16 protein-coding genes are annotated in these 15,519 nt (G+C 69.1%); 8 read left to right on the top strand and 8 right to left on the bottom strand.

Annotation, left to right across the window (positions count from 1 at the left end; all coding sequences use genetic code 11):
• Nucleotides 1–564, bottom strand: coding sequence for an ester cyclase (locus tag E0H92_RS45600; protein WP_275670115.1), 564 nt, complete (start codon nucleotides 562–564; stop codon nucleotides 1–3).
• Between E0H92_RS45600 and E0H92_RS31370 the strand changes: the two genes are divergently transcribed.
• Genes E0H92_RS31370 through E0H92_RS31360 form a run of 3 tightly spaced genes read left to right on the top strand, consistent with a single transcriptional unit; the run spans nucleotide 527 to nucleotide 2,560 of the window.
• A complete protein-coding gene (locus E0H92_RS31370; RefSeq protein WP_238173679.1) occupies nucleotides 527–976 on the top strand; it encodes a MarR family winged helix-turn-helix transcriptional regulator in 450 nt (149 codons plus the stop codon). The genes E0H92_RS45600 and E0H92_RS31370 overlap by 38 nt on opposite strands.
• Complete coding sequence (locus tag E0H92_RS31365) at nucleotides 973–1,782, top strand: ABC transporter ATP-binding protein (RefSeq protein WP_131498807.1); 810 nt, start codon at nucleotides 973–975, stop codon at nucleotides 1,780–1,782. The genes E0H92_RS31370 and E0H92_RS31365 overlap by 4 nt, the downstream gene beginning before the upstream one ends.
• Complete coding sequence (locus tag E0H92_RS31360; RefSeq protein ID WP_131295828.1) at nucleotides 1,742–2,560, top strand: ABC transporter permease; 819 nt, start codon at nucleotides 1,742–1,744, stop codon at nucleotides 2,558–2,560. Before E0H92_RS31365 ends, E0H92_RS31360 begins: the two co-directional genes overlap by 41 nt.
• A gap of 574 nt (nucleotides 2,561–3,134) precedes the next feature.
• Here E0H92_RS31360 and E0H92_RS31355 read toward each other — a convergent pair.
• A complete protein-coding gene (locus E0H92_RS31355; protein ID WP_131498806.1) occupies nucleotides 3,135–4,937 on the bottom strand; it encodes an HNH endonuclease signature motif containing protein in 1,803 nt (600 codons plus the stop codon).
• A gap of 159 nt (nucleotides 4,938–5,096) precedes the next feature.
• On the opposite strand from E0H92_RS31355, the gene E0H92_RS31350 reads away from it, so the two are divergent.
• The gene (locus E0H92_RS31350; protein WP_131498805.1) at nucleotides 5,097–5,717 is read left to right on the top strand and encodes a class I SAM-dependent methyltransferase; all 621 of its coding nucleotides are present in this window, start codon (nucleotides 5,097–5,099) and stop codon (nucleotides 5,715–5,717) included.
• Here E0H92_RS31350 and E0H92_RS31345 read toward each other — a convergent pair.
• The 3 genes from E0H92_RS31345 to E0H92_RS31335 all read right to left on the bottom strand — a co-directional run bounded on the left by E0H92_RS31345 (nucleotide 5,714) and on the right by E0H92_RS31335 (nucleotide 8,527).
• A complete protein-coding gene (locus tag E0H92_RS31345) occupies nucleotides 5,714–6,499 on the bottom strand; it encodes a prolyl oligopeptidase family serine peptidase (protein ID WP_238152709.1) in 786 nt (261 codons plus the stop codon). The two genes, E0H92_RS31350 and E0H92_RS31345, sit on opposite strands and share 4 nt — an antisense overlap.
• 122 nt (nucleotides 6,500–6,621) lie before the next feature.
• Nucleotides 6,622–7,362 (bottom strand): N-acetyltransferase, encoded by a 741-nt coding sequence (locus E0H92_RS31340; protein ID WP_131498804.1) that lies wholly within the window; start codon nucleotides 7,360–7,362, stop codon nucleotides 6,622–6,624.
• A complete protein-coding gene (locus E0H92_RS31335; protein WP_131498803.1) occupies nucleotides 7,322–8,527 on the bottom strand; it encodes an MFS transporter in 1,206 nt (401 codons plus the stop codon). The genes E0H92_RS31340 and E0H92_RS31335 overlap by 41 nt, the downstream gene beginning before the upstream one ends.
• 73 nt (nucleotides 8,528–8,600) lie before the next feature.
• On the opposite strand from E0H92_RS31335, the gene E0H92_RS31330 reads away from it, so the two are divergent.
• Genes E0H92_RS31330 through E0H92_RS31315 form a run of 4 tightly spaced genes read left to right on the top strand, consistent with a single transcriptional unit; the run spans nucleotide 8,601 to nucleotide 13,207 of the window.
• Nucleotides 8,601–9,461 (top strand): LysR family transcriptional regulator, encoded by an 861-nt coding sequence (locus E0H92_RS31330; protein WP_131498802.1) that lies wholly within the window; start codon nucleotides 8,601–8,603, stop codon nucleotides 9,459–9,461.
• Nucleotides 9,462–9,520: 59 nt separating this feature from the next.
• Nucleotides 9,521–10,030 carry a hypothetical protein gene (locus E0H92_RS31325; RefSeq protein ID WP_131498801.1) on the top strand — a complete coding sequence of 170 codons (510 nt, stop codon included), beginning with the start codon at nucleotides 9,521–9,523 and terminating at the stop codon, nucleotides 10,028–10,030.
• 42 nt (nucleotides 10,031–10,072) lie between these two features.
• On the top strand, nucleotides 10,073–10,714 hold the full coding sequence (locus tag E0H92_RS31320) for a lysoplasmalogenase (protein WP_131498800.1): 642 nt from the start codon (nucleotides 10,073–10,075) through the stop codon (nucleotides 10,712–10,714).
• Nucleotides 10,715–10,747: 33 nt separating this feature from the next.
• Nucleotides 10,748–13,207, top strand: a complete 2,460-nt coding sequence (locus E0H92_RS31315) for a glycosyl hydrolase (protein WP_131498799.1) — start codon at nucleotides 10,748–10,750, stop codon at nucleotides 13,205–13,207.
• 3 nt (nucleotides 13,208–13,210) lie between these two features.
• On the opposite strand, the gene E0H92_RS31310 is transcribed toward E0H92_RS31315, so the two are convergent.
• Genes E0H92_RS31310 through E0H92_RS31300 form a run of 3 tightly spaced genes read right to left on the bottom strand, consistent with a single transcriptional unit; the run spans nucleotide 13,211 to nucleotide 15,517 of the window.
• Entirely contained in the window at nucleotides 13,211–14,536 is a 1,326-nt protein-coding gene (locus E0H92_RS31310; RefSeq protein ID WP_131498798.1) for a M20/M25/M40 family metallo-hydrolase, read from the bottom strand.
• A 37-nt stretch (nucleotides 14,537–14,573) separates the two neighbouring features.
• Nucleotides 14,574–14,975 carry a Rieske (2Fe-2S) protein gene (locus E0H92_RS31305; RefSeq protein ID WP_238152619.1) on the bottom strand — a complete coding sequence of 134 codons (402 nt, stop codon included), beginning with the start codon at nucleotides 14,973–14,975 and terminating at the stop codon, nucleotides 14,574–14,576.
• A gap of 11 nt (nucleotides 14,976–14,986) precedes the next feature.
• Nucleotides 14,987–15,517 (bottom strand): DUF6529 family protein, encoded by a 531-nt coding sequence (locus E0H92_RS31300; protein ID WP_131461342.1) that lies wholly within the window; start codon nucleotides 15,515–15,517, stop codon nucleotides 14,987–14,989.
• Nucleotides 15,518–15,519 lie beyond the last annotated feature (2 nt).

The raw sequence follows: 15,519 nt of genomic DNA, 5'->3' as shown, positions 1-15,519 counted from the left end.
CTACGCCGGTATGACGCCGAGCTGCCGGAGAAACCCGAGATCGTCGAGCCGGCCCCACCGCCCCACGATCAGACCGTCACGGAGCCGGAAGATGTTGATCCCGGGCAGGCTGATGGTCTGTCCGGTCGCCGGCACCCCCATCACGTCCCCGCGATGCGTCCCGCCGGCCGTGAACCGCTCGACGACGAGGTCGCCCTCCGCGATCAGCTCGTGCAGCTCACTGCGCCAGTCCGGGAACGCGGCACGCATCATGCCCCCGGCCGTCCGCATGCCCTCGCGGTCGGCCGGGACACCGAACGGCGGGTCGTGATTGACGAAGTCCTCGGCCAGGTAGGTGTCCACCGCACCGAGATCCCCTTGGTGAACAGACCGTCGATGAAGTCCCGTACGACGGCCTTGTTGCGCTCTCCCAAACCCGTTGATGTGTTCATGGCACCGATCGTCGGCGCGGTCCCCTCCGGCCGGTACCCCGACTAGTTGGGGTTTCCCGGCGCAATATCTCTGCAACAGAGGTATTCTGGTGGCTGTGACCGAGGTTCTCGCCGAGGAGCTGCTGGCGGCCATCGGACTGGTGCGGCGGCACCTGCGCCGATCCGTCGGGCGGCCGTTCCCGCTGTCCGCACTCACCGATTCCCAGGCCGAGCTGGTCCGGACGGTCCGCCGCAACCCGGGCATCTCGGTCGCCGAGGCCGCGGCCGAGCTCGGCCTGGTCGCGAACACCGTGTCGACCCTCGTCGGCCAGCTCACCGAGCGCGGTCTGCTGCAGCGCACTCCCGACGAGTCCGACCGCCGGATCGCCCGGCTGACCCTCACGGACCCGGCCCGCGAACAGGTCGAGGCCTGGCGCGATCGCCGTACGGCGCTGGTCACCCGGGCGCTCGACGACCTGACCGCGGACGACCGTGCGGCGTTGCAATCGGCACTGCCCGTTCTCGCCTCGTTGACCGAACGCCTGCACCCCTTGGAGCGCGTATGACTGTGGAACCCGCGGTGGATGTCAGCGGTCTGAGTCATCGGTTCGGTGACCATGTCGCCGTCGACGATCTCGACCTGACCGTGTCCCCCGGCGAGTGCTTCGGTCTTCTCGGCCCCAACGGCGCCGGCAAGACGACGACGCTGCGCGTGCTGAACACCCTCTACCCACCCCAGTCCGGCTCGGTCCGCGTCTTCGGCCTCGACGTCCGCTCCGCGGCGATGTCGGTACGGCGCCTGCTCGGGTACGTCCCACAACAGCTGTCCATCGAGGGAGCGCTCTCGGGACGAGAGAACGTGTCCTGGTTCGCGCGACTCTTCGACGTACCGCGGCGCGAACGGGCCGCGCGAGTCGCCGAGGTACTGGAGATCGTCGACCTCACCGACGCCGCCGACCGGCTCGCGTCGACGTACTCCGGCGGCATGGTACGGCGGCTCGAACTCGCGCAGGCGCTGGTCAACCGGCCCGCGCTGCTCGTACTCGACGAGCCGACCGTCGGCCTGGACCCGGTGGCGCGGGATTCGGTGTGGGCGCGGGTGCAGGACATGCAGGAGCGGTACGGGATGACCGTGCTGCTGACCACGCACTACATGGAAGAGGCCGACCTCCTCTGCGACCGGGTGGCGTTGATGCACCTGGGCCGGCTGCGCGCGATCGGTACGCCGAACTCGTTGAAGGCCGAGCTCGCGCCCGACGCGAGCCTCGAGGACGTGTTCCGGCACCACACCGGCGAGAGCCTCGAAGGTCAGGCGAAGGGAGGCCTGCGCGATGTCCGTGGCACCCGCCGCACCGCCCAGCGCATGGGTTGATTCGCGGCCGCGCGCCGTACTGCGGCTCTTCTCCCGGATCGGGACGTTCTGCCTCATCGAGCTCCAGAAGCTCCGGCACGACCGGACCGAGCTGATCACGCGAGCGATCCAGCCGGTGCTGTGGCTGGTGATCTTCGGCCAGACGTTCAGCCGGATCCGGGCGATCCCGACCGGCGACGTACCGTACCTGGACTATCTCGCGCCCGGGATCATCGCGCAGTCGGCGCTGTTCGTGGCGATCTTCTACGGCATCCAGATCATCTGGGAACGTGACGCGGGGATCCTCACCAAGCTGCTGGTCACCCCGTCGCCGCGGTCCGCCCTGGTCGCCGGGAAGGCGTTCGCGGCCGGCGTCCGGACGATCTCCCAGGCGATCGTCGTACTCATCGTCGCAGCGCTGCTCGGCGTCAGCCTCACGTGGAACCCGCTCAAGCTGCTCGCCGTACTCGCGGTCGTCGTCCTCGGAGCCGCCTTCTTCTCCTGCCTCTCGATGACCATCGCCGGCCTCGTCCTCCGCCGCGACCGCCTGATGGGCATCGGCCAAGCCATCACCATGCCCCTCTTCTTCGCCTCCAACGCCCTCTACCCAGTCGACATCATGCCCACCTGGCTCCGCGCCCTCTCCCACGCCAACCCCCTAACCTACGAAGTCAGCGCCCTCCGAGGCCTCCTAATCGGCCACCCCACCAACTACCTACTCGACTTCACGGTGTTGATCGTCGCCGCCATCGCCGGCATCTGCGCAGCCGCCGCCCTAATGGGCCGCCTCGCCCGCTAGCCCGCCTAGCCGCGAGCGCCTGCTCGAGTCCGCCCACCGACATCTAGAGAGGCACCCCCACCCCTCGACCGGCCCGCCAGCCTGCCGCACCTCACCGGTCAGCTCACTCCCACCCAGCACCGCACCCCGGATCGCAGCCCTCCACCCTCCACCACCCGAGCCCGCCAAGCCACCACCCGCCCACAGGCCACGCCAGCCCCCACAGGCCCCGGTCGCACGACGCCGACTCCAGGGGGTGGCTGCACGACGCGGGCTCCAGGGGGCGCACGACGCGGCCTCCAGCGAACGCGGCTACACGACGCCGACTCCAACGGACGCACGCACACGAGGCACGCTCCAGCGGACGCGTGACGCCGGCTCCAGCAGACGTACGTACCCGAGGCACGCTCCAGCGGGCGGATGACGCTGGCTCCAGCGGACGCAAGTACACGAGGCTGGCTTCAGGGGGTGGGTGCATGACGACGACTCCAGCGGGCGCAGGTACATGAGGCGGGCTCCGGCGGCGGCGTGCGGCTAACGCACCGGCCGCCACGGTCGCGCGCTGACGGCTCCGGCTCCAGGGGGCGCGCGCGGGCTAGACGACGAGTGGCGTGGTGCGGGCCGCAGGATCGTCGGAAGCTCCCCAGACGGCGAACCGGGCAGCTTCCTCGAGCGCGCGCGTATCAGCACGCCACCGCGAGGCCTCATCCGCACCCGGTGCAGGCAGCCCGTCATCCGCACCCGATGGAGGCAGCGGATCATCCGCACCCAGTGGAGGCAGCGCGTCAGCCGCGTCCGGTGCAGGCCTGACATCCGCGTCCGGGCGGGGCGGCGCGTCGTTCGGTGGCGGGCGCTCGGGTACGGCAGGTGACATCGGTGCAGGGCTTGGGGTTGGTGGGCTGAGGGGTGGGGGGCTCGTGGATGGGGTTGCCTGAGTGGTGTTGAGGGGTGGTGGGTCGGCCCACGAGGGGCGGGAGACGTGGACCTTGCCGTTGGTGATGGTGATCGTCCAATGGCCGTCGTGCAGGGCGGTGTGGTGACGGCGGCAGAGCAGGGCGAGGTTGTGGATCGCTGTGACACCGCCGTCGATCCAGGATTGGAGATGGTGCGCGTCGCACATGACGGGTGGGGCTCCGCAGACTACGCAGCCCTTGTCACGGGCGTTCAAGGCACGGCGCATCGAGCGGGTGACCAATCGCACGGAGCGACCGACATCCAAGGGCTCCGAATTCGAGCCGAGCACCAGCGGGATGATCTTCGCGTCACAAGCGAGCCGCCGGATCGCCGCCGCAGACAGTACGTCGCCGTACATCAAGTCACCGGTCGTCCTACCGGACGCCAAATCACCGAACGCGCCATCGGACGCGCCCCTGGACGCCAAGTCGCCGGTTGCGTCTCCAGTTACGTCCGCGGTGGCGCGTTTCAGGTCTTCTAGGTCGATGGTGACGGTGATGTTCGCCTTCGCCCCAAACCCAGGCACCCATCCCGCCGCAGTCCCAACCGAAGACACGGTCCCAGCCTCAGACTCGGGATCGGCGGGCGAAGCGTGAGCCGGGCGGGGTGAGGAGGTGAAGCCGGCGTCGGTGGCGGTGGCTGCGATGGTTAGGGCGGTGGTTAGGGCGTCGGCTTGGCGCTTGTCACGGGGGCGGGGGTCGCGTTCGCCGTCGACTGTCTTGTGGGGGCGGGCGCCGACGAAGGTGAGGGAGCGTAGGAGTTCGGCGTTCTCGTTGGCCAGGTAGCCCGTGAACTGCACGCCGTTGTCGGCGTTCATCAGGGTCAACGATTCACGGTTGTAGGCCTCGCGTTCGTCCGGCTTGGGACCGTCGGTGTCCAGGAGGTCGCAGATCTCCTTGGCTGCCTGGCGCAACTCGGCCGGCGCCAGATGACTCGCCAAGGACACGAGCTGTGCCTCCGCCACGTCGAGATCTTCGACGGGCACCCGGGCGCGAACCCGCTCCAACGCGGTCACGATGGCCCCAGCCTGCACGGTCCGCAGCACCCGGACCCCGCCACCATCGCCCGCACCCGCGTCCGCGGCACAGTCCGCGCTGGAGTCGGCACTCGGGTCCTCTGCGGTGTACGCGCCGTCTTCGGGGTCCTCAGCCGGGATCGTGATGCCGTGGGTCAGACCATCAGACACCGTGGCGTACTTCGGGAGTGCGCGGGCCAGCCGGAGTTCGCGGCGTATGTCGGCGGGGTCGCGGCGGTGGCGGATCGCCAGGAGCTCGATGGCGTCGCGGGCACCTAGTTCTTGGGCGTAGCCGGTCTCGTCGATGCGGGCTTCCAGGTGCAGGCGACGGGTCTCCCGCTGGGCGATCTCAGCGTCCAGTACGTCGAGCTCGGACAGCAACTCGCCGCCGCTCATCGACCACACCGGACGCTCACCCAGAAGTTCCATACCCACAACTGTAGACACCCCCACCGACAGTTCTCAAACCCAGAAGCCCTTATTTTCAAGGGAATCAAGTTATCCACAGGCTACAGTTGCCGTAAGCAACGTTATGCTCCACCCGAACTCCGTTGCTTCCTGCACGCACGGTCGCTAGCGTCGACGACCGTGACCGCAGACGATCCGAAACAGCTCGTACGACGTGGGTACGACGCCTTGTCGATCCGGTATGACGAGGCGACCCAAGCCGACGCGAAATACCAGGACTGGATCGGCACCCTGATGGCCCGGCTCGAGCCCGCCAGTCGGGTCCTCGACATCGGGTGCGGTAGTGGCGTACCGATGGCACGCGACCTAACTGCGGCTGGTCACCACGTCACCGGCGTCGATATCAGCGAGGTGCAGATCCGTCGCGCCCGTGAATTCGTCCCGCAGGCCGAATTCGTCAACGCCGACGCGATGAGCCTGGACTTCGACCCCGAATCCTTCGACGCCGCAGTCTCCCTCTACGCCCTGATCCACCTGCCCTTGGACGAGCAGCGGCAACTGCTGCACAACATCGCGACCTGGCTCCGCCCAGCCGGATGGTTCCTCTGTACGACGGGCCACCGCGAATGGACCGGCACCGACGACAACTGGCTCGACGGTGGCGCGCCCATGTGGTGGAGTCACACCGACGCCGCCACCAACCGCGTCTGGATCACCCAGGCCGGCTTCACGATTGAGTCCGAACAGTTCGTGCCCGAAGGCGCAGGCGGCCATACCCTGTTCTGGGCCCGCCAGATCTAGGCGACCAAGTGCCGCTGGAAGAAGCGGGCGGCTTCGTTCGCGACCCGGCGCCACACCTGACCGTCGTACGGCGCCTCCGGGTCCCGGCGGAGGTTGTGATGCCCGCCGCTGATCGGAAGCAGGCGACTGTCGACCCCTTCCGCACACAGCGCACGATGGAGGCGCTCGGCCTGGTCGTACGGGACGGTCTCGTCGCGGGTGCCATGCACGATCAGGAACGGCGGTGCGTCGGCCCTCACGTGGGCGACCGGACTCGCCGCGCTCAACCGCTCCAGATGCCCGCCGACCAAGGCAGTCACCGGCGAGGGCCGATCGATCGACATGGCACCGCCACCTCGCGCGAGATCCGACGGTCCGCTGACCGTCACGACAGCCCGAACCGCCGAGCCGTCAGCCAGCCCAGCCAATGCGGCCAAATGCCCACCAGCGGACTGTCCCCAAATCCCAACAGAGGAAGGATCAACCGGCAGACCGAGCGGGTTCCGACGTAACCACCGCAAGGCTGACTCAACGTCATCCAACTGCGCAGGAAACACCGCCTGCCCACTGTCCCGAACCGAGATCGCCACCGTCAGAAAGCCGGCCCGAGCAAGCGCCGGATTCGCGAACGGCGCCAACGCCGCCGACCGATCGCCGGGCCCCCAACCTGGACACCCGTCGATCCGCACGACAGTCGCCACCGGGCCCGCAGGCAGCGGCGCCGGCCCAACCACATCCAGGCAGAGCTCAACCCCACCAGGCCTCGCATAAGAGATGTCGAGGATCTGGGTGAGATCCGGCATCCGTCGTACTGCGCCCATCGCCCGCAACCTCCTCGCCCACCGAAGACGAGTCGAACCCTCTCCCACGACGACGAGCAGATCCAGAGCGCACCACACGAGCAGATCCAGAGCGGCAACAAGCGTCAGAGGTCGTGGCGGACCCAGACGTTGGGTTCTACGTAGACGGCGTGGTTGTGGGCGACGTCCACGTGGACGGGGACCAGGGCCTTGGGTACGACGACATCGCCGGTCGTGTCGAACGGGAGGCCCGTCCACTCGCGCCACTCGTCGAGCGTCCCGGCGATCACCATCGAGCGCGGCGCGACCTGGACGATCTTGCCGCCTGCTCTGACATGGACACGCAACCACGGGTCCTGCGGCAGACCGTCCGCGCGTCTAGCCTCGATGTACTCCGTCATCGGCTGGTGCACGTCCGTCTTGCCGTTCGGGCGGACCGGGGCGTACAGGGCCGAGTGCCCCAGAGCCTTCACGGCCTTGCGCATCGCGGCGAGCATGTCGTGGGAGAGGCCGCGGCCGAGGTGCGACGGCCGGATCAGGATCTCCAGGGCGCTCGACACCTTCGGCGTACGGTCGTTGCGGAGATCGTGGAAGCCCCAGTGCAGCACGCGATCCCAGCCTCCGGACGGCAGCTCGGTACGGTTTTCGTCCGGGAACACGAACGGGATGCTCCGACCGTGCGCGACCAGTTCGCCGTTCTCGGTCGCGACCACGCACTGATCCGGGAAGTGCACCGGGACCTGACCCATGAACGCGTTCCCGATCGGGTCGTTGTGCATGAACGCCGGCCACGCGTCGGCGAACTCGTACATCCGCTCCAGGTACTCAGGCCGCTCGGCCAAGGTGGTGATCACGATCTCGGACATGAACCGCAGTCTGGCACCGAACCAGGACCAGTACGGCGACAATCGCGGTGACGAGGCCCGATCCGACCAACGCGATCTCGGCTCCGACAGCGCCGATGATCGGTCCGCCCGCGAGCATCCCGGCCGCGCTCCCGGCGTTGACGACGACACTCTGCCCGGAGAGCAACGCGCGTCGCTCGGCTCCGGCCGACGATCGGGTGATGAGCACGGAGATCGCCGCGATCCCGATCACCACGGTCACCCCCGACAACGCGCCCATCACAGCGACCACGGGCGGTGTCGTCCAGACGCCCATTCCGACCCAGCACAGCCCGCTCCACGCCCACACCATCGAAGCGGTCACCACCGGCCGCGTACGCCGTACCACTGCCAACGCCACCGCGGTCCCGACGAGCGAACCCACGCCGTACCCGGTCATGCCCGCGGCGAGGTAGACCCCTGGTTGACCGCGCTCCTCGCCCAGGACCGACAGCCCCAGCGTGAACGCGAACCAGGTAACGCATCCCGTTCCCCGGACCACCCACCCATACGCAACCTCGGGCCGCCCGCGCAGACTCGCGCGGATCGACGGCGTCACCACTCCTTCTGGGGCGCGCTCGGCCCGCACACTGCACGCCAGCAACCCGGCGCCAGCGACTGTCGCGGCCTCGACCCACAGCAGACCGTTCGTCAACCCGGTCGACACCGCGATCGCACCCACGCTCGGGCCGAGCAGCATCCCGACCCGTCGTAGTCCGTCCTGCCAGGTCAGCAGCTGTACCGCCCGGCCATCACCCCATCGGTCGCCGGTGTCGGCGAGCAACGCCGACCGTCCCGGATTCGACAGTGCGTCGCCGCAGCCGAGCAGGACACCGCTCAGGATCAGCAGCTCCGGAGACAAGATTCCCAGCCCGGCCGCCGCCGGTACCGACGCCAGCGCGATCGCGGACACCAGCGCGACGATCGCGAGCCGCGGTCCCGAATCCACCCACTGTCGCGCCCTTCGAGCCCACCACGGCGACAGCAGTACGGGCACGCCAGCCGCACCGGCAACGAGTCCGGTGGCCGCGACCGATCCCGTTTCCCGCAGGATCACCAGCGGCAGCGCCACCTGAGAGATCCGGAACGCGAAGTCCGCCGTACCGCTTCCCGCCAGCAACGCCAACGCTTCAGATCTCGCCTTCACACCTTGAATTCTTGGCGTCCAGCACGGGCTCAGGTAGCCAGCACGGTTTGTGCGCTTGCCATAGGCTCAGCCTATGAGTTCATTACCATCGGTCGAGGACCTGCGGCTGGTCCAGGCCGTCACCCGGACCGGCGCCGTCGGCACAGCGGCCCGCGAACTCCGCATCTCCCAACCCTCGGCGTCGCAACGCCTTGCCCGGCTCGAACGCCTCTGCGGAACCAAGCTCTTCGAGCGCGACACCCGCGGCGCCCGCCCCACCCCGGCCGGTGCCGAACTCGGCCGCCGCGCCGACCACATCCTCGGCCATCTCGAAGAGGTGTACGACGCCACGCGCGCGGCCGCTGTCACGCAGCGGCTCGTGATCGGCACGTTCGCCAGCCTCGCACCGATCCTCTTCCCGGTCCTCGATGCCGACATGTCCGACCTGGTGATCCAGCAGCAGGTCGACCACGGGCACTTCCTGGTCGAACGCGTCGCCGAGGGCACCATGGACGCCGCCTTCATCGCGATCGCCGACCAGATGACCCTCCCCCGCGGCACCGTCGCCCGCCGCGTCGGCCGCGACGAACTCGTCCTGTTCGTGCCGCCCGGCGCCCGCCCACCCGGGCGCGGCCGGCGGCCCCTGAAAGATCGTCAGATCGCGTTCTCCACCTACGACCGCGGCGCCGAAGAGATCCACTCCCGGCTGGCCGCCCAAGGCGCCGTCCCGCGCCGCGGCGTCACCCTCAGCACGACGGTCGCGATGGCCCGCCGCAGCTCCCACCTGGCCCTCGTCCCCCGCAGCGCGCTGGCCACCGAACTCCGCCCCGGCGAACACCTCACCCCCGCGCCCTTCCACTACCGCCTGACCCTCTCGGTCGTCACCACCCCCACCCCGCCCAAGCCCCTCATCACCCACCTGCCCAGCCTCCGCGCCACCCTCAACCTCTCCTGACCCAGCGGGCAGAGGCGCCCGCCGCCACACGTACAATCGCGCCCGGAGGGGATCGACACATGGTGATGGGGAATCAGGACATCGGCGCCTGGGACGCGGAGTTGCACCGTTCCGGCCGGGTGATCTTCGCGGTCCGGCGCGCGCTGGCCTTCGGCGGGCTGGTCGTCGTACTGGTGCTGGCCGGCATCCCGATCCTCTCGGTGGTCCGGGACCTCGACGACCGCGGTACCTGGTTCACGGTCCGGGTGGCGCTCCTCGCCGTACTCTTCGCCGCCTGTGTCGCGCTCGCCGTCCTGTTCCTCCTCGGCCACCCGCGAGTGACCGTCAACGCCACCGGCATCCGCTTCGCCTGGTGGCGGAAGGTCCCGTGGTCGGAATTCGAGGGCACCACGCTCGTCACGCCGAGCAGCGGCTACGCGGCTCCCTACCTGACCATCACCTCGACCCGCGGCCGCAAACTCCACATCCCCCAGACCAACGTCGAAGACCTCCCCGCCTTCGCCGCCTGGCTCACCAAACTCAACACCCAGCACCGCCTGAAGACCACCAGCACCTTGAACATGTCGTGAACAGCGGCGCGTCGCGCCGTCGGATGTTGCAGACTCGGGCGCATGAGGCTGGGACAGCTGGCGCGTGGGCGGCGGGTGCTGGCGGGGTACTGGGGCGCGACCGTCGTACAGGTCGCGGCGATCGTCATCGACGCCAAGATCCTCAAGCAGGCCAGCAAGGTGACGCTGATGCCGCTGCTCTGGCAGTGGACGCGCACGCAGGACGCCACGCCGCTGCTCCAAGCCGCGGTGCTCGCGTCAGCCGCCGGTGATCTCCTTCTCGAGACCGATCTCCAACTCGCCGGCATCGCGGCGTTCGCGGCCTCGCACGCCTGCTATCTCGCGGTGTTCCTGAGCCGTCCGGCGCAGCGATCCTGGCGGGTGCTCGCGGCGTACGCCGCCTTGTGGGCCGCCCTCATCGCCGTCCTCTCCCCCGGGCTCGGCAACCAACGCATCCCCGTCGCGGCCTACGCACTGTTGCTCACAGCAACCGCAGTCGCCGCCCGCTGGCACAACCCGCGCAGCGGCCTCGGTGGAGCGCTCTTCCTCGTCTCCGACGCGCTCATCGCGCTCCGCCTCGCCGGCCGCGACTTCCCCGGCCGGGGAGCGCTCACGATGTCGACGTACGCGGTCGGTCAGTACCTGTTGACGTCGGGTGTCACCACTCCGCAGGACGATCTGACCGGTAGCGGCCATCGCCGTTGACCGCGGGTCGCCGGTCGCTGTGGGGTGAGGAGTATGGCGACCGTCGACGACGTCCGACGACAGTTCCGGAACCCGCCGCCCGAGGGGCGGCCGATGATGCGCTGGTGGTGGTTCGGACCGTCCATCGAGCGAGACGAAATCGACCGCGAGCTGGAAGCCAGTGCCGCGGCCGGGCTCGGCGGCGCGGAGGTCGCGTTCGTCTACCCGATGGGACCTGTGACGGCGCCCTTCGGATCACCCGAGTTCCTCGAACTGGTCGGGCACGCGGCGCGGACGGCACGACGGCTCGGGCTGCGGTTCGACGTGACGCTCGGGAGCGGCTGGTCGTACGGCGGCCCGCACGTCGGGCCCGAGTACGCGGCACGGCAGCTGCACTGGGACCGCCGCGAGATCGGCGCCGCGGCGTCCGACGTACCGATCGTGGCCGCCTGGCCTGGTGACGAGTTCGTCGCAGCGTACGTCGGCGACGGCTGGGGCGGCGCGCCGTCGTCGTACGTCGAGGTGCCGGTGCGCGACGGGATCGTCCACGTACCGGCCGGCGGCCAGCCGCGCGAGGTTCTGATCGCCACGTCCCGCGTAACCGGGCAGCAGGTGAAGCGGACCGCGGCGGGAGCCGAGGGACTGACGCTCGACCACTACTCGGCGGCCGCTGCGAACGAGCACATCAAGCAGGTCGCCGAGCCGCTGCTGCTCGCGGCCACGCCTGAGCTTCTCGGATCCGTGTTCTGCGACAGCCTCGAGGTGTACGGCGGGGACTGGACGCCGACGATCTTCGACGAGTTCGTGAAACGCCGCGGGTACGAGCTGCGGCCCCGGCTCTACGAACTGCTCGTGGACACCGAAGGATCGCAGCAGTTGCGGATCGACTTCGGGCGGACGCTGTCGGAGCTGTACGAGGACAACTTCCTCAAGGTGTTCCGGCAATGGGCGGCCGGGTACGGCGTACCGTTCCGGATCCAGAGCTACGGCGAACCGCCGGCGACGATGAGCAGCTACCGGCACGCCGACATCTTCGAAGGCGAAGGCTGGGGATGGACGCGCATCCCGGAGACGCGCTGGGCGTCGTCGGCGGCGAACATCTACGGCCGGTCGGTCGTCTCGGCCGAGGTCTGGACGTGGGTCCACTCCCCCTCGTTCCGGGCCACGCCGCTGGACCTCCAGGGCGAGGCCCACGAACACTTCCTCTCCGGCGTCAACCAGCTCATCGGCCACGGCTGGCCCTATTCACCGTCCGACGGGCCCGGGCTCGGATGGATCTTCTACGCCGCGGGCGCACTCGACGACCGGAACCCTTGGTGGCCGTCGGCAACCGCTCTCTTCCGCTCTCTGCACCGCCTCTCCTGGCTGCTCCAGCAGGGCACGCCGGTTCGGCCGGTGAAGATCTACATCCCGGCCTCCGACGCGTACGCCGCCGTACGCGCGGGGCACGCAGAGCCGCTGAACCTGTACCGCGTCGCCCGCCGGCTGATCCCGGAGAGCGTTCCGCGGACGATCCGGGAGGCTGGGCTCGACTTCGACCTGATCGACGACGACGCGCTCGACGTACTCGATCCCGCTGACGTGCCGCTGGTCGTCGTACCCGAAGGAACCATCACGCCGCCGGAGACGCAGCGCTGGCTGGATGCGGTCGGCGGGAAGGTGGTCACCGATGTCAGCACCCTCGCCGAGCACCTCCCGGCACCGCCGATCGCTCCCCAACAGGACATAGGCGTGGTCCACAAGCGCCTGGACGACGGCGACTTCTACTTCGTCGCCAACACCGGCCCCGAGACCCGCACGCTCACCTTCGACGAACCGCTGGAACGCTGGAGCGCGCTCTCGGACGAGGCCTCGTTCACCCACACAGTCACGCTCCATCCGTATGAGTCAGCAGTCCTGATCCCAGGCACCACGCCCACACCTCGCCCGGCAGCCCCGCCCACAACTGTCGCGGCTGCTCCGCCCGACCAGCTGGTCATGCCGCTGCAGGGCGGCTGGTCGGTTGCCTTTGGCAAGGACAGTCGCCCGATCACGCTCCCGCACCGCTGGGAGGACGAGCAGGCGCTGACGACGTACTCCGGCTCGGCGACGTACCGCACCGAGGTCGAACTCCCCGACACGACCGACCGCCTGATCCTGGACTTCGGCCCCGGTGAACCGGTCGCGCCCGACAGCGAGCCCTACCTCCAGGACAACTCCTACCGCGCGCTCATCACCCCGCCGGTGGGCGTCGCCGCCGACATCTGGCTCAACGACACCCACTGCGGTTCGCTGTGGGCGCCGCCGTACCAGGTCGACCTCACACCCGCCGCTCGACCAGGCCTGAACGATCTGCGGATCGTCGTCCACAACACCGCCGCGAACGCACTCTCCGCCGACCAGCACCTGCTCGACGCGGCCGCAGAGTCCACCACAACCTACGGTCGACGGTTCGACCTCCAGCACATCGAACACGCCGCCGACTACCTGAACTCTGGCCTGCTGACCGTGCCGAGAATCCTCCGCCGGACCTGACCGTCAGGCCTCGTCGAGGAAGCGGTCCAGGACTCGCGAACCGAACTCCAGCGCGGACGTCGGCACCCGCTCGTCGATGCCGTGGAACATGCCCATGAAGTCCAGGTCCGGCGGCAGCTGCAGCGGGACGAACCCGAAGCACCGCACCCCCAGCCGGCTCCACGACTTGGCGTCCGTACCGCCCGACATCAGCAGCGGCGCGAACCGAGCGTGCGCGTCCTCGGCCTGGACGCATGCCTTCATCGCCTCGACCAGCCCGCCGCTGAACTCGGTCTCCAGCGCGATGTCCTGAACGACGGTCTCGCGCTGCACCTTGTCGCCGAGCAGCTCGTCGATGGTCGCGAAGAACTCGTCCTCGTGCCCGGGCAGGAACCGCCCGTCGATATGCGCCTCGGCGTCGCCCGGGATCACGTTCACCTTGTACCCGGCGTTCAGCATCGTCGGGTTCGCGGTGTTGCGGATCGTGGCGCCGAACATCCGGCTGAAGCTGCCCAGCTTCGACAGCGTCGTGGTCATGTCGTCGGGGTCGAGCTCGACCCCGAGCACGTCCTCCAGCGTCTTCAGGAACTCCCGCACGGTCGGCGTGACCCGCAGCGGCCACTCGTGCGACCCGATCCGCGTGACCGCCTCGACCAGGTTCGTGACGGCGTTGTCGGTGTTCACCATCGACCCGTGGCCCGCCGTACCGCGGGCCTTGAGCCGCATCCAGTTCATGCCCTTCTCGGCGGTCTCGATCAGGTACAGCCGCAGGTCGTCCTTGACCGTGATCGAGAACCCGCCGACCTCGCCGATGCCTTCGGTGCAGTCGGCAACGGTGTCCGGGTGGTTGTTGATCAGCCACTGCGCGCCGTACACGCCGCCGGCCTCCTCGTCGGCGGTGAACACCAGCCGGACCGGACGCCGCGGCTTCACGCCGGCCCGCTGCCGCGCCCGCACGACCGACAGCACCATCGCGTCGAAGTCCTTCATGTCGACCGCGCCGCGGCCCCATACGCACCCGTCGAAGATCTCACCCGCGAACGGGTCGACCTTCCAGTCCTTCGGGTCCGCCGGGACCACGTCCAGGTGCCCGTGCACGAGCAGCGGGTCCGCATTCTGGTCCTCGCCGTCCCAGTGGGCGACCAGCGTCGCCCGCCCCGGCTCCGACTCGTAGATCGTCGACTCGATCCCGACCTCGTCCAGCTTCGCCGCGACGTACTCGGCCGCGACCCGCTCCCCGTTGCTCTTGCCGTTCCCGTAGTTCGTGGTGTCGATCCGGATCAGCTCGCTGCAGAGCTCCACTACTTCGGCATCGGGCGTGTACGCCGTACGGTCGCTGGAGGTCGTCATGGCCCCATCCTCCCCCACCACGACTGGGGAAGGGGACTCAGGTCAGGGTGATCGAGCCGCCGGACACCGTGATCTGCTTCGGCGCCAACGGACGTGGCGCCGGGCCACCCTGGACGGAGCCGTCCTCGAGCGCGTACTTGCTGCCGTGGCAGTCGCAGTTGATCGTCCCGTCGGCAACGCTGGCGACAGGACAGCTCTGGTGGGTGCAGATCGAGGTGAACGCCTTGAACGTGCCCTGGACCGGCTGGGTGACCACGACCTGCTGCGGCGCGAAGATCTTCCCGCCGCCGACCGGAATGTCCGCGGTCGGGCCGAGGACGGTGTCGGCCGGCGCCGGAGCAGGCGTGGCCTGTGGCTCGCCGTACTTCGTACATCCGGCGACAGCCGCCAGTCCGGCAGCGGCTCCGGTGAGGATGGTACGGCGGCTGGGTGCGTCCACAGCTGGTCCTTTCAACGGATGACACCGAACGTGGTGAAGAACCACAGCGCCGAGGTGAGCCACAGCCCAATCAGGCCGGTGAAGACGGCACCACCGGCGACCGGGAGCAGCCACGACGGCGCGCCTGCCCGGGTGAGCGCGAGCATCTTCACGACGAACGCGCCGTAGAAGAAGCAGCCGAGCAGCGAGTGGACGAGTACGCGCGGTTCGCCGTACTGGAAGCCCAACGCGTAAAGGCAATGCGCGACGACAGGGAGCGTGACGAGGACCGCAGCTCTGCCGGACCAGCGGTGCAACGGGGCTAGCTGCGGACGGCCCCGGTAGAGCGCGACTGCGCTGGCCAGTTGGAGCAAGGCGAGTACGGCGGCCAGCGTGGTCAGCCAGCTCTTGACGGCTTGGAAACTGGAGAAGCCCGCGATGTCGATCGCCACGCCGGTGGGGTCGTGCAATCGCCCGTACACGCCCAACGCGACAGCCGCTGCAGCGCCGGCGATCACTGGGACAGCTACGGCGCTGCGCCTGGCGACGGTCGTTGTAGTCATCA

This window comes from Kribbella speibonae, from assembly GCF_004331375.1.
Taxonomy (GTDB): domain Bacteria; phylum Actinomycetota; class Actinomycetes; order Propionibacteriales; family Kribbellaceae; genus Kribbella; species Kribbella sindirgiensis.
Note: the sequence above shows the minus strand (reverse complement) of the source record. Positions and strands in the feature narration are given on the sequence as shown.

Coding starts and splice junctions, on each gene's coding strand:
- E0H92_RS45600 (WP_275670115.1), bottom strand. CDS start 564: ATGGCCGCCAGCAGCTCCTCGGCGAGAACCTCGGTCACAGCCACCAGA.
- E0H92_RS31320 (WP_131498800.1), top strand. CDS start 10,073: ATGAGGCTGGGACAGCTGGCGCGTGGGCGGCGGGTGCTGGCGGGGTAC.
- E0H92_RS31310 (WP_131498798.1), bottom strand. CDS start 14,536: ATGACGACCTCCAGCGACCGTACGGCGTACACGCCCGATGCCGAAGTA.
- E0H92_RS31330 (WP_131498802.1), top strand. CDS start 8,601: ATGAGTTCATTACCATCGGTCGAGGACCTGCGGCTGGTCCAGGCCGTC.
- E0H92_RS31355 (WP_131498806.1), bottom strand. CDS start 4,937: ATGGAACTTCTGGGTGAGCGTCCGGTGTGGTCGATGAGCGGCGGCGAG.
- E0H92_RS31360 (WP_131295828.1), top strand. CDS start 1,742: ATGTCCGTGGCACCCGCCGCACCGCCCAGCGCATGGGTTGATTCGCGG.
- E0H92_RS31300 (WP_131461342.1), bottom strand. CDS start 15,517: ATGACTACAACGACCGTCGCCAGGCGCAGCGCCGTAGCTGTCCCAGTG.
- E0H92_RS31345 (WP_238152709.1), bottom strand. CDS start 6,499: ATGCCGGATCTCACCCAGATCCTCGACATCTCTTATGCGAGGCCTGGT.
- E0H92_RS31325 (WP_131498801.1), top strand. CDS start 9,521: ATGGTGATGGGGAATCAGGACATCGGCGCCTGGGACGCGGAGTTGCAC.
- E0H92_RS31315 (WP_131498799.1), top strand. CDS start 10,748: ATGGCGACCGTCGACGACGTCCGACGACAGTTCCGGAACCCGCCGCCC.
- E0H92_RS31365 (WP_131498807.1), top strand. CDS start 973: ATGACTGTGGAACCCGCGGTGGATGTCAGCGGTCTGAGTCATCGGTTC.
- E0H92_RS31340 (WP_131498804.1), bottom strand. CDS start 7,362: ATGTCCGAGATCGTGATCACCACCTTGGCCGAGCGGCCTGAGTACCTG.